The 12,679-nt window shown below is 70.6% G+C and carries 12 protein-coding genes; 6 read left to right on the forward strand and 6 right to left on the reverse strand.

Annotation, left to right across the window (positions count from 1 at the left end):
- Window positions 1–550 precede the first annotated feature (550 nt).
- From ACFVQG_RS37890 to ACFVQG_RS37900, 3 genes are read left to right on the forward strand one after another with little or no spacing between them, the layout of a single operon-like run.
- Window positions 551–1,465 carry a hypothetical protein gene (locus ACFVQG_RS37890; protein ID WP_383393044.1) on the forward strand — a complete coding sequence of 305 codons (915 nt, stop codon included), beginning with the start codon at window positions 551–553 and terminating at the stop codon, window positions 1,463–1,465.
- Window positions 1,455–3,956, forward strand: a complete 2,502-nt coding sequence (locus ACFVQG_RS37895) for a Helicase associated domain protein (protein ID WP_383393047.1) — start codon at window positions 1,455–1,457, stop codon at window positions 3,954–3,956. Before ACFVQG_RS37890 ends, ACFVQG_RS37895 begins: the two co-directional genes overlap by 11 nt.
- Window positions 3,953–4,081 (forward strand): hypothetical protein, encoded by a 129-nt coding sequence (locus tag ACFVQG_RS37900; protein WP_383393049.1) that lies wholly within the window; start codon window positions 3,953–3,955, stop codon window positions 4,079–4,081. The genes ACFVQG_RS37895 and ACFVQG_RS37900 overlap by 4 nt, the downstream gene beginning before the upstream one ends.
- A gap of 221 nt (window positions 4,082–4,302) precedes the next feature.
- On the opposite strand, the gene ACFVQG_RS37905 is transcribed toward ACFVQG_RS37900, so the two are convergent.
- From ACFVQG_RS37905 to ACFVQG_RS37915, 3 genes are all read right to left on the reverse strand, one after another.
- Complete coding sequence (locus tag ACFVQG_RS37905) at window positions 4,303–4,524, reverse strand: DUF6207 family protein (RefSeq protein ID WP_383393051.1); 222 nt, start codon at window positions 4,522–4,524, stop codon at window positions 4,303–4,305.
- A gap of 74 nt (window positions 4,525–4,598) precedes the next feature.
- Window positions 4,599–4,871 (reverse strand): hypothetical protein, encoded by a 273-nt coding sequence (locus ACFVQG_RS37910; RefSeq protein WP_383393054.1) that lies wholly within the window; start codon window positions 4,869–4,871, stop codon window positions 4,599–4,601.
- 76 nt (window positions 4,872–4,947) lie between these two features.
- Window positions 4,948–6,315 (reverse strand): replication-relaxation family protein, encoded by a 1,368-nt coding sequence (locus ACFVQG_RS37915; protein ID WP_383393057.1) that lies wholly within the window; start codon window positions 6,313–6,315, stop codon window positions 4,948–4,950.
- 832 nt (window positions 6,316–7,147) lie between these two features.
- Here ACFVQG_RS37915 and ACFVQG_RS37920 point away from each other — a divergent pair.
- Window positions 7,148–7,582, forward strand: a complete 435-nt coding sequence (locus ACFVQG_RS37920; protein ID WP_383393059.1) for a hypothetical protein — start codon at window positions 7,148–7,150, stop codon at window positions 7,580–7,582.
- 424 nt (window positions 7,583–8,006) lie between these two features.
- On the opposite strand, the gene mobF is transcribed toward ACFVQG_RS37920, so the two are convergent.
- The gene (gene mobF / locus ACFVQG_RS37925) at window positions 8,007–9,974 is read right to left on the reverse strand and encodes a MobF family relaxase (protein ID WP_383393062.1); all 1,968 of its coding nucleotides are present in this window, start codon (window positions 9,972–9,974) and stop codon (window positions 8,007–8,009) included.
- Window positions 9,975–10,267: 293 nt separating this feature from the next.
- Here mobF and ACFVQG_RS37930 point away from each other — a divergent pair, with 293 nt between their 5' ends.
- A complete protein-coding gene (locus ACFVQG_RS37930) occupies window positions 10,268–10,609 on the forward strand; it encodes a hypothetical protein (protein ID WP_383393065.1) in 342 nt (113 codons plus the stop codon).
- A 29-nt stretch (window positions 10,610–10,638) separates the two neighbouring features.
- Window positions 10,639–10,860, forward strand: a complete 222-nt coding sequence (locus ACFVQG_RS37935) for a hypothetical protein (RefSeq protein WP_383393068.1) — start codon at window positions 10,639–10,641, stop codon at window positions 10,858–10,860.
- Between the two features lie 80 nt (window positions 10,861–10,940).
- On the opposite strand, the gene ACFVQG_RS37940 is transcribed toward ACFVQG_RS37935, so the two are convergent.
- Together ACFVQG_RS37940 and ACFVQG_RS37945 are read right to left on the reverse strand one after the other, a co-directional pair.
- Window positions 10,941–11,912 carry a hypothetical protein gene (locus tag ACFVQG_RS37940; protein ID WP_383393070.1) on the reverse strand — a complete coding sequence of 324 codons (972 nt, stop codon included), beginning with the start codon at window positions 11,910–11,912 and terminating at the stop codon, window positions 10,941–10,943.
- A complete protein-coding gene (locus tag ACFVQG_RS37945; RefSeq protein ID WP_383393073.1) occupies window positions 11,909–12,547 on the reverse strand; it encodes a plasmid partition protein in 639 nt (212 codons plus the stop codon). Before ACFVQG_RS37945 ends, ACFVQG_RS37940 begins: the two co-directional genes overlap by 4 nt.
- Between the last annotated feature and the right edge of the window lie 132 nt (window positions 12,548–12,679).

Below are 12,679 nucleotides of genomic sequence, written 5' to 3' on the forward strand. Positions count from 1 at the left end.
AGCGGGTCCCTCCGGGCTTCGCCCGGAGCAAGCGAACGGTTGCGCTGCGCGCAACCGTTGCGCTCCCGCTCCGCGTGAGCGCCAGCCGGGTCACTGCGTGACCCGGCGTCAACTCACGGGCTGCGCCCGCGAGTTGGGCGCGCCGCGCTCCGCGCCACGCGCCACGGCCGCTCTGCGGCCGATCCCGCCCGAGCCTGGATCGGGGCCTCCGCTGCGCTCCAGCCCCCAACCCCCAGACCGTGAAGGGTGAACGTAAGGAAAAGCAGCAGCAAGGAGGAGAGGGGAGGTCGGGAAACAGGGTGCGGGCCAAAACGGGGACACGGCCGGAGGGGTGACAGATGGTCAGTGAGCAGGGAGGTTGAACGGCTGGTGACCCGCTGTCAGGGCTGCTTCCCGGGGTGGCCATAGGGCAACAGTAACAGGATCAAGCCACGTTCGGGGGACCTTTGTCGTTCTGGGTGCTTCACTTTGAAGCACGAGATAGACTCTGGACTCACACAGCAGCACCGAGGGCGCTGCACCGGCTCCGCCGGAAAGCGAGGAAGACGCAATGAATTCGAATTCGTTGGGCTTCGAAACGCGTTTCAAAGCGCGCGAGGAAATCCACCGCGAGGTTACCGGATTGACGGCGCAGCAAATCCACGAACTGTATGTGGCTGCGGGTGGACTGGAGAATCACGAGGACAAGCCGCGTCCGTTCAGCACGGAAGACCGGCTTGCGGCGGTCCGCCGGAACGAGCTGCTGCGCATCTCGAACCTGATGGCCCGTACGGGGTGGGAGGGCTACTCCCCCGAGAGTGACCCGGAGGTGCACCGCTGGCGCCAGGCGCTGCAAGAGCGTCAGGAGCGCGAGAGCGGTACGGCGGGGCCGGCCCCTGCGCAGATCCGCTACCGGATCGTGGCGCAGCGCACCGATCCGGGGCACCCGGGCGCGTCCACGCTGACGCACTACGCCTACGGACTGTCGGTTGAGGAGGCCGTCGCCAAGGTGCGTAAGGCTCATGAGAAGCCGGGCGGGGTGTACGGGGATCAGGGCCTGTACCGCGTGGTGGAGGTAGTCGAGGAGAGCCCGGACAGCGAGCTCAGGCAGCGGGAGGAAGCCCGCCGGCGGTACCTGACCACGATCCTGGAGAACGCCACCACCACCGTGCGCGGCCGTGAGCTGGAAGACCCGGACGCGGACCTGGTCAGCCGCCTGGACGACTTCTTCACCCGCGCCGTCACCTTCCCCGACCCGCACACCCCCGGCGTGCATCCCCGGCCCCACCAGGCCACGTTCGGCTGGACCAGCGAGCAGCCCTACATCGAGCACGCCAGCGACCCCGGCCGCGCCCTGGCCCTGTTCCTCCTGGCCTACCTGGACCACTACGGCCTGAACGTGGAAGCCGTCCGCACCAGTACGCAGGAAGGCCAGGAAGAAGCCGCGTACGACACGAGCGATGAGGACGGCGAGAATGACCGCTAATCAGCGCGAGGCAGCTCAGCGGGAGGCTATTGACGCTGTTCTCCGGGCTCTGGAATTGCCTGCAAGATCTCTTGTGCCGGAGCGGGGTCTCCGGACTCAGGTGATCATGGCGACCGGGTCCGGCAAGACGCGGGTCGCGGCGCGCAGCTCGGAGGAGCTCCACGCGGGCCGTGTGCTGGTGCTCGTGCCCTCGCTGGATCTGCTCGTCCAGACCGAGTCGGCGTGGCGGGAGGCCGGCCGCCGGGGCCCGATGATCGGTGTCTCGTCCTTGCGGGGTGAGGAAGCCCCCTTCCCCAACACCACGGACGTGGACGAACTGGTCGACTGGGTACGCCCGTTGGACAAGGTCACGGTGTTCGCCACGTACGCCTCGCTCGGGCTGGGCACGCTGGAGCGCGCCCACAAGGCCGGCCTTCCGGGCTGGGACCTGATCGTCGTGGACGAGGCCCACAGGGTTTCCGGCCGGATCGGAAAGCCGTGGGCAGTCGTCCACGACAACGCCCGCATCCCGTCCCTGCGCCGTCTGTACATGACGGCCACGCCCCGGGTGTGGCAGCTGGACGAGGACTCCGAGGGCGCGCCGGGCGAGCTGGTGGCGAGCATGGAGGACGATCCCGAGGGCCAGTTCGGCGCCCGCTGCTACACGCTGACGCTGTCCGAGGCGATCGACCGGGGGATCTGCGCGCCGTACCAGGTGGTGTGCGTGGACATCACCGACATCCAGCTCCAGGCCGCCCAGCTCCTGGGCGCTGAGGGCCGCTCGGACGAGGTCCGCGGGGCCCGGCTCGCCGCGCTCCAGACCGCGCTGCTGAAGGCGTCCTCGGAGGAGAACTTCAAGCGCACCCTGGTCTTCCACCACGTGGTCAAGGAAGCCGAGGCCTTCGCGGCCGGCCTCCCCCACGTCGCCGCGCAGCTCCACGCCGCCGACCCCGAGCTGTACCCGAAGGTGATCTGGGCGGACTGGCTGTGCGGTGAGCACAAGCCGCTCCACCGTCGGCGTCGGCTGGGCGAGTTCGCCGCCGGGATCGCCGCGGACGGCACGGTCGTGGAGAAGTGCTTCCTGTGCTCGGTGAAGGTGCTGGGCGAGGGCGTCGACACCAAGCACTGCGACTCCGTCTACTGGGCTGACGTCCGGGGTTCCATGCCCGACCTCGTCCAGGCGGTGGGCCGTGCGCTGCGGATGCAGCCGGGTGAGGGCAAGGTCGCCTCGTTGGTGGTGCCGGTCCTGCTGGGGCCGGGCGAGACTGCGGACAACATGCTGACCTCCCGGGCGTTCGGCGGGCTGGCGAAGCTGCTGGAGGCGCTCAGGGCGCACGACGCCCGGGTGGTGGAGCAGCTGGCGCAGCAGCAGGCTGCCAGCGCCTACAAGCCCGTCCAGAAGGCCGGGCAGGGCCAGGAGAGGGGCGCGGGGAAGGCGTCCGGCGGTCCGTCGGCGTCTGCCCGGCGGCTGCTGAAGTTCTCCACGCCGCGTGACCCGGCGCAGCTGGCCGCGTTCATCAACCTGCGGGTCCTCAACCCCGAGCACGAGCACTGGCGGCGCGGCGTGGAGGCCGCCGTCATCTACGCCCGCGAGCACGGCGATCTCAAGGTCCCGTTCACGTTCCGCGTGCCCGTCGTCGACGACCAGGAGGCGGAAGCCGAGGGGTGGCCGGCCTCGCTCGCGAACTTCCCGCTGGGGCAGTGGATCGCCGACGCCCGGCGCTTCTACGCCCGTGGGGACATGGACGGCGACCGTGTCGAGCAGCTGGAGAAGCTGGGCATGGTGTGGTCGCACTTCGACGTCGCGTGGGAGGAGGGCCTGTCCGCCGCCCGCGGTTGGGCTGCCGAGAACGGGCACCTCCTGGCCCCGCTGGACGCCACCTATCAGGGGGCGAAGGTGGGGATCTTCCTGAAGAACGCGCGGGCCGCCGCCCGGAAGGCTGCCGAGATCGAGCAGCGGCGTGCCGAGGGTCTGCCGGTCGGGTCGGTGGCCGGCGCTCTGTCCGACGACCGGCGCGAGCAGCTGGAGGAGATCGACGCGTCGTGGTGCCCGACGTGGCCCGTGGAGTGGCAGCGAGCGTTCCACCTCACCCGGCTGCACCTGGACGAGGGCGGTGCGCTGCCGATCGAGCCCGGCGTGGTCGTGCGCCAGGGCGAGGACCTCGGGCGGTGGGTGCGTGTTCAGCGGCTCGGCTTCGACAAGCTCACCGCCGTGCAGCAGTGGATGTGTGAGCAGGTCCTCGGGATCACCCCCGCGACTGAGGACGAGAAGCCCAAGCGCCAGACGCAGGCCGACAAGTGGGCCGCCAACCTCGCCGCCGCCACCCAGTTCTACGAGCGTGAGGGTCATCTGAGCGTCCCGCGCAAGCACGTGGAGACGGTGCTCTCCGAAGAGGGCTGGGAACTGCAGTTCCGCCTTGGTGCCTGGATCGGGAACCAGCGTTCCCGCGCGGCGTCGCTGCCGAAGGAGCGGATGGAGCAGTTGTCGAAGATCGGGATGCGGTGGTCATGAGGCTGGACGGATTCGCCGTGCTGGGCGTGAGGGCCGCCGTGGCGCTGGTGTCGGGCTACCGGCGCTCCCCGCTCGCCGCTCTGGTGAAGGCCAGGCAGCAGGCGAAGGAGGCCGCCGCGGTGTGAGCGGGCGCCACCCGTGTGGGTGATGACAGGCGGGCGGTTCGGCGAGACGCTCAGCAGAAAGTTCGGAAACCACAGACCACTTCAGGGCCCGGTCGCTCAGCGCGGCCGGGCTCGCGCCGTGCGGCGGCGCGGCTGTACCGCAACGGTCGCGCCGCCCGGGCCGCCTGCTGGCAGCGCGGGAGTAGCCAGCAGGCGGCCGGTGTCCGTCGGGCGCAGGCTCGTCAACGAGGTGCGGCGGGGCTGACCGGCTGGCGCAGGTCCAGGTAGCAGCGCAGCCGAACGCCGGGCTCCCCCGCGTCCCGCGTCGTGTGCTGTGCGGGCGACGTCGCCCACCGATCGGCGAGCAGCTGCTGGAAGGCCAGGGCGGTGGCGTCGTCGGCGGCCGCGACGTCGACGACGACCAGGCCCGGCTCACTCACGTGTGCCTCGTTGATCGGGTTCATGTACGGCACTACGCCCGGGCGCCGGGGGAGAGTTCCGCCGCTGCCGTGTCTTCACCCGACCGAGTGGCGGGCAGTCAGGGGCTGTCGCCGCCCCAGTCCCAGCGGGCCGGGTCGCCGGGGCGCGGGTCGTACAGCGCCCGGCCGCCGGGGCCGAACTGCCCGAGCTCGGTGAGGAGGGAGACACCGTCGTTGATCTCCTCCGGCCTCCAGCCGGTGATGTCGAGCAGCAGCCCGTCCAAGGGTCCGCCCACCAGTTCGGCGTAGCTGCGTCCCGGCTTCGGGCCCGGGTGGTCGTGGTCGGCTCCGTAGATCCGGCCGCGCAGCAGCTGCTCATCGTCGCTGTCCATGCCCTTCAGCCTCGCAGTCGCCACCGACAACGGGGGCTTGCCCAGGTGGTCCTGGGCAAGCCCCCGCGCTGCCGGGTCAGCTGCGCCAGCGTCCGAGCCAGCCGCCGGCCTTCGAGTCCTGTGCCGCTTCCGCCTCCTGGTGCTCCTGCTCCTGGCGCTCACGTTCGGCCTGTTCCGCCTGCCGCTCCGCCTCGAGCACGCGCGCCTTGCAGTCGTCGCACAGGTGCGGGTGGCTGTCCCCGCGGCCCCAGTCGACCGCGCTGCTGGCCTTCCACCGGTCGTCGGTGAACTTGGTCCCGCAGTCCCCGCACACCGGGCGCTGCGCCTCGCGTTCGGCGGCTTCCTGCGCGAGACGGCGCCGCCCCTCTTCGGCACGGCGGGCGAGGCCGGCATCCCGGCGAGGGTTGCCGATCGCATCCCAGAGGTTCTGGTCGACGTCGCGGCCGAAGCGCCGGAACGCGGGCCCGGCCGGGCCGTGCTCGCGCAGCAGCTCCAGCGTGGTCGCCACGATCGGCATCTTCCCGTTGTAGATGCGGAAGCCGCCTTCGGCCCACTGGCCCTGCCAGTGCTCGCGGGTGAGTTCGGCGACCCGCTCCATCTGCGTCCGCGCGGTCCGCTTGCCGACCTGGTGGAAGACGAGCAGGACCGGCGGGTGCGTCGCGTCGCCCCACTGGGGAGCGGGTGCGGACCAGCGGGTGCGCCACATCGGCTTGTCCTTGCCGTCGGTGTCCTTCACCTTCCGGTGGAAGTGGCGCATGTACTTGTCGAACTTGGCCGCGATGATCGGGGCTTCTTCGGTGCAGTTGTCGGCCTCGATGAACAACAGCGGCAGCCCCACCTCCGGAGCGGTGAGGACGATGTCGGCCCACGCACATCCCACGCCGGGATTCCTCCAGGTGCCGGTCGCCGGGAGGGCGACCTCGGTGGCGTAGGAGGTAATACTGCCGATCCCGTCGGGCGCGTCGACCCAGGCCTGGGCGGCCGCGATAGCTTCGGCCGGCTCACCGGCCACCAGATCCAGGTCGGGCTTCGGGCGGATCATCGCGATGACCGTCTCGTTGACCGTCATCGCGTGCGAGGCACCCGAGCGGCCCGCGCTCTTGGGCATGCCGCCCATCTCCTCCGGCCCCCGGTCCAACTCGAGGCCGGCGGCGGCCAGCCCGTCCTTGGTGAGCAGGCGCACCTCCTCCCCGCCTCGGGTGCGGCCGCCGTCGACGGACAGGCCGTGCCGTCGCAGATCGTTGAGCGCGCCGCGGTGGGAGGCGGTGCGCGCCTCCTTCCGCTTGGCCGCCGTCTCCTTCGTGGTGTGCCGGTACGTCAGGTGCGGTGAAGACAGGCGCTGTATCTGGTCCGCTGTCGCGGCCTTGAGCACCCCAAGCGCGCGCAGCGCATCGGCGCGGTGCCCGGTCGACGATCCCGCCTCGTTCTCCTTGCGCTTCGCCATCAGCCCCGCCCTCCCGTCGTCCGCGTCCGGCCACCGGCCGGGCGCCGGCCCCGCCCGGCCGCAGAGGGCACCAGGCGCGCCCTGAACCCGATGATCGCCTCCACCACTGACACCCCACCCCCACCTATTTCCCAGGGCTTGGTCAGTGAGAGGAGGAGAGAAGAGGGTTGTGACGACGCGCTACGGCCCCGGAAAGCCGTGGTGGCCAGGGGAAATACGGTCCGCGCTCGTGCCGGGCACGGCAGTGGGTACGGCAGTGGGATCGCAAGCGCCGGCGGCAGGAGACTGCGGCGGCTTGCCCGGCCGACCAGCCCTCCCGTCGCGAGGTGCGCGGCTCGCCGGTCGGCGGCGTGGTCAGGGTACGGCGGGCGCCTGTGTTGGGTCATCATCCCGGGTCTCTCCCTTGTGCGTTGGCGTCCTCCACCGGCCCTGTGAGGGCCGGTGGCGCGCCCGCGTGAGGGTGAGCCGCCCCGATGGCTCGGTGGCTGCTGCTTGCCCCTCCTGCGGGCGCGTGGCGGCCATCGTGAGCGCCCACCCCTTGTCCGCGACCTGACGGCGGCCGGTAGCGGAGTCGGTCAAGGAGAAACGTGCGCTCCTGGCGGCCCGCGCCGCATCGGACATGGGGTCCGTGGTCGGGCCGACCACGACTCGACAAGGGGTCATGGTCGGCCCGACCATGCTCGACAAGGGGGCCCGCTTCGACCCTTGACGCACCAGTTCACCCCGGTTTGGAGAGGGGGAGAGATCTCCGGCCTTTATCCACAGGGGCCCGGCGTGAGCATTCGGGTCAGTCGCCGTGATCGGCACGGCGACCGTACGTCAGGAGCTGCTCATGTCCCCGATCGTTCCCTCACTGCCCCCGCACCTGGTCCAGCTCGGCTTCGACTACGTCCTGGCCGTGGCGACCGGCGACGACGCCACGGCGGCGCGGCTCGCGCCCGAGGTGGAGCAGCTCCCGGGGCTGCTGCCGGCCATCGCAGAACTCATCGTCTTCCCCGTGACCGCGCTGTCCGACGACACCGAGCCCTGCGCCGACTCCTTCGTCCTGGACGAGGTCGGCGTCATCTACCTGATGGCGATCAGGGAGTGGGCCACGCACGCCCCCGCGGCTGCCGCGCCGGGGATCGCCCGCACCATCGCGCACTTCGTCGGCCAGGTCCTCGCCGACGCACCGAAGGACGTCGTCCCGGCTCTACGGGCGCTGCGCGATGAACAGGTGGCACGGGCCTGCGCGGTGGTGGAGAACGTGGTGGCTCTGCACCACTGATCGCACCACCGCACCGGGTGGGTGCGCACTGGTGCGGTGGTGCGCCCATCCAGTGCGCATCGCGTCCATCCGGTGCGCACCACGATGCGCACCAGTGCGCATCCACTCGGTGGGCGGTGCGCACCGGTGCGGCCGGCGCGCGGGAGTGGTGCGCACCGGGTGGACAGCGGTGCGGTGGAGTGGGCGCGGGTGGAGGCGGTGCGTTTCTCCTTGACCTGAGCTGAGGTCAAGGAGAAACGCACCGGGTGGATACACGGCCCCACTCCCGTCGGTGTCGTCCACTTCCACCCGGTGGGCTCCACTCAGTGGAGTGGATGCCGAGCGCGGTGGCGTCCACTCCCAGGCGGTGGACTCCACTCGGTGCAGTGGAAGCGGGGCATCTTCGGTGCGCACCACCGCACCGGGTGCGCGCCATCGGGTGCGTTCAGTGGCCGGCTTCCCGGCCGCGGTGCGGTCCGGGTTGCTGTGGGTGGTGCGCCTGCTGGTCGTCCTCGTGCACCGGGTGCGTCGTATCGGCGTCGTCGCGGCGCGCGTAGCGGTTCATCGTGGTGCGTGCCCGGTCGGCCGCCGCGGTGAATGCCTCCCCGAGGTGGCGCAGGCGTTCGGCGGTGAGATCGAGGGCTTCCACGTCCGTGCGGGATTCTCGCAGGGCCCTCAGCGCCGTCAGGTCCATCGCCTCGCGGCGGCCGGGCTCCTGCTCCTGGTCGTCGTGCTCGGGGTCGGCCGGCTGGGGTGCGAGCAGCTGCTCGGGCATCGCCGCCTGCTGGTGGGCGACGACGTCGTACGCCCGGCCCCGCACGGCGGTGGTTGTGGTGGTGGTGCGCAGCTTCTCCCGGACCACCGCGCGGGCGAGGACGGCCCGGTCGTAGTTGAGCTGGACGCGGGGTATCTCCCACTTCCCCGCCCTCTGGTCCGGGCGCCCGGGCGGCGCATCGGGATCGGCCGGGGGTCGCCGGTCCGGGTCGGGCGCGGGGGTCGGTGGGCGGCGCCGGGCGGGGAGGTCGGACAGGGCCCACCGGGCGGTGTAGAGGCGGTAGCCGGCCTCGAGGCCGCGCACGGTCTTCGGCTCGCTGATGTCCAGGCAGTGGGTGGAGATGGCGGCGGCCACGATTTGGTCGTCCAGGCCGGGGTCGCGGCGGCGGCCGCGCAGGACGAGGGCGAGGTGGCGGCGGGCTTCGGCGAGCAGGTGCCGACGGTGGAAGCGGCCGCCGTCGTTCATCACGAACACGGTCGCGGTGACGTCGACGGCCGCCAGGGCGACGTCGACCACGGCGGCGACCCGGGCCCGGATCGCCGCGGCGGCGGCGCGGGCGTACTCGAGGAGGGAGTTGATGATGTCGACGGCCACCCCGGAGGTGCGGATCGCGCTCTCCTTCCACTCCTTGCGCAGCTGCGCGAGCGGCTGGGTTTTCTGCTTGGGCGGGCGGGTCTTGCGGGCGGCGATCCGGTTCAGCTTGGCGCGGGCCTGCTCGGAGACCACGGGCAGGAACTTCAGCTCGCCGTCGTCGTCGACGGCGGTGACGTACTCGTGCTCCAGGTCCTCGAGGCAGGCGGCGATCTGGTCGCTGCGCCGGGAGGTCCAGCGGATCAGCTCGTGCGGCACCCCGGCAATCTCCATCACCGGCCGGCGTCCCGGGGTGACGGTGCGCGGCTCGGTCGCCAGCCCCAGCGCATCGCAGACCTCAGCGGCCACGAGCTCGTTGTAGAGCGCTGAGGCGGCCACGGTGTTCTCGTGCAGGGCCAGGGTGTGGATCGAGCCCCACTTCCCGTCCAGGCGCTGCCCCTTCGCGGACAGCAGCAGATGGTCATGGAGCAGCGGCATCCCGGAGCGCGCCTCGTAGTGGCGGAAGCGCGCGGCGACCAGACCGCCGGGCGGCCGCACCCGGTAGATGCCGTCCTTGCCGTACCGGATCACGGCCACCTCGTCCTCGATCCACTCCAGCACCCGCTCGATCGCGCGCTCGTGCGCGGCCTCGATCACCCGCCGGGTCTCCTCATCTCCCAGCGCCCACAGGAGGTAGATCGTCGGCTGCGGCCGGAAGACGAAGTCGACCCCGGTGACCATCACCCGGCGTCCGAGGGCGCCGGCCTTGAACGCCTTCTTCGGGGAGTCGCCCTTGGCGAGCCGGTCGGCCTCGATCCGGTCCGCGTACGGGTGGCGGCCTCGCTCGCCGAACAGGTTCCGCAGCTGCGCCTCGGTGACCTCCTCACCCGGCGCGAGTCCGAGCGCGGCAAGTCCCCGGCCCATCCATCGTCCGGCCGGGACGCCGGCTTGCTCCTGGGCGGCGCGCAGCGGCGTGCGTGCGGGGCGGCGGCCGTCGCCGACAACGGTCTGGCGCAGGTAGTAGCGGTACATCTGACCGGCCCGGATGACCCGGATATCAACTGTCATGCAGACCACGCCACACGGCTCTGACCTGCGAGAAAAGGCCGATCAGCGGTACGTCCCGCCAGGCGGGAGCAGCGGCCGAACTTTCTTCTCAGGCGCCCGTCAGGCGGGACGCGGCCCCGGGCCGGAAGCGAATGTCATCGCTCTCCGGCAGCCCACTCATCACGACCCGGACGACACCAACACGCACCACTGAGCAGTACCGAGCACCAAGGACGCCACCACCAACGAGCACCGCCTACAGCAGCCCCCGGCACCCGCCGGGGGCTTCGTCGTGCTGCCCGGAGGAGACCACCGTGCCCACCTTCGAGACCCTCCCCCGCTTCACCGCCGACCTCCAGCACCTCACCCCCGCCCAGCGCCGGCGCTTCCGCCGTGTCGTCCTGGACGCGTTCGTGCCCGACCTGCGTCCCGGCCGCCAGTTCCGCCCCGGCTTACGGATCAAGGGAGTGCGCTGTGCCCCGGGCGTCTACGAACTCACCTGGGCTCCGGACGGGCGCGCGACGTGGTCTTACGGCCGGGAGGTAGTTGCCGGGGCCCGTCACATCGTGTGGCACCGGATCGGGACCCACAGCATCCTGGACCGGCCCCTGGCCGAAGGCCATCTTGCGGGCGCGGGCCGCCGGTTGGTTGGCTGATCGTTCCGATGACCAGGAGGGGACACAGCGTGGCAGCAACCGAGGCCGGGACCGAGTCGGAGCACCTGAAGAGTCTGATCATCAGCACCGCGTCGGCGCTGTGGGAGGACAAGGACGCGCTGGGCAAGTTCCTTGACGTCGTCCGGCGCAGCGAGACCTTCGCCCCGCTCGCCGACAGCATGGAGGAGTCCAAGGCCCGCCCCGCGAAGCCGTCGTTCTACGGCGTGAAGAGCAGAGAGTTCCAGGAGTAGCCGGGCAGGCGTACGCGAAGGCCGGAGGGCCGGTTTCCCAAGTTTGGGAAACCGGCCCTCTGCTTGCGCTCTCAGTCTGTTCAGGTCGCTCGGGGGAGATGGGCGCTGGCCCTGGCGGCGGCCTTCTCCGCGGTCGTCTTGGCTGAGGTCAAGATCTTCGCCGTCTCGTCTGGGGACTCTTCGAGGGCCTTCTTGATGTGGGCCGGGGCGAGCGCGCGGTGCGCAGACTCAAGCTGCGACACAGCCCCACGGAGGGCATCTAGTGCTGGGGTCTGGCTGAGGCTGCCTGTCTGCCCCAGCTGGCCGTTCTGACTGCTCGTGGATCCGGCAGTCTGGGACTGGGCGGCTGCGAGCTCTCGGGCCAAGGCCGTCAGCTCTTCCTGTGTCAGCTCCTTCTCCTCCTTGCGGGGGAGCTGCTGCACGATGCCGGTGATCGCCTTGACGGTGGTCTTCCCGGTGGCGTCCTTGATGGTCTCGTGGACGGCGACCGAGGCTTCAGCGCCGTAGTCCTTGGTGATCGGGTTGAGGGCGCCGGCCGCCTTCTTCCCGATGCTCGGGATGTCTGCACGTGCAGACACATCGTTCGAATTCTCTTCGAACGCTTTGTCTGCACGTGCAGACAGAAGCTCGCCGATCGCGTACGAGGTCATCTCTTCGTAGGCCAGGGGGCGGGACTTCTTGAAGATGTCCCGGGCGAAGTCCTCGAAGTTGGCGTGCGTCTTGCGGTACAGACGGCGGTTGTTGATGTTGGCCATGGCCTTGCCCATGACCCACCAGGCGTCCTCGAACTGCTGGACGCCGCGCATGCAGAGCGCGAGGATCTGCTCCTCTTCGTCGCTGAGGTCGCCCGTCGCGTCGGGCGTCTCAATGGGTTCCGGCAGGTCGGCGAGCGTCAGCATCTTTTCCGGCCGTCCCTGGGCGAAGGGGACGGGGGCCGAACCGGATCCTGTGCCAGAAGGCGCGGCGGGGAGAGTCCCCTGCTGGCCGGGGACCGCGACCTTGCCTGCGGCCTTGCGTGCCTGGCGGTCCTTGAAGGGGTTGGGCTTGGTCACGGCAGCAGGCCCCGCTCTTCCATCTCGGTGACCAGTTCGTCGAACACCGACCCCTTGGCCTGGATGTCGCTGCCCTCGTGGGTGCGCATGTACTTCACGACGGACGGCACCACCGTGGTGAACACGTTGTAACCCTCGTCCACCAGGTACTCCCGGACCTGCTTGATCTCGCTCACGCCGGTAGGCGCCTTGCACAGCAGGATCCAGGCAGCAGGCGGCCGGCTGTCCACCCGGAGCGGCGCAACGTCGTCGATGAACTCCTTGGTCGGGAGCTCTTCCATCCGTTCGACATCGTTCATCGACGGCGGGAGGTTGATGACGGCCAGGTCGGCGAGGCGCAGCACGGACGTGCCCACCGCCTTGTGGTCTTCGAGGTGCCCGACGTCCACGACTCCGACGCCGTCCTCGAACCCGCCCGGGATCATCTGTGGGACGTTGAGGTGGAAGGCGGGGGTTGCCGCCTGCTGGACGACGAACGGGTACGACCCGTTGGCCTGCCACCGGCTGAACTGCCGGGAGTCGTCCGCGTCGAAGCCGATCACCTTCCGTCCGCGCTCGTGCAGGGCGTGGCACATCCACGCGGAATTCGTGGTCTTGCCCGTACTGCGAGGGCTGACATTGGCGATGTAGAACATGGCGTGAGGGTACCGACCCGGCACCCATCCCGAGCACCACTGACCGGCTCGAATTGCCTCAGAAGCTCCCCGGAACGCAAAAAAGCGGCCCCCACCGCCCGGACCAAGGTCCGGAAGGCGAGGGCCGCTCAC

Origin of the sequence: Streptomyces sp. NPDC057877, assembly GCF_042796855.1 — a bacterium.
GTDB lineage: Bacteria > Actinomycetota > Actinomycetes > Streptomycetales > Streptomycetaceae > Streptomyces.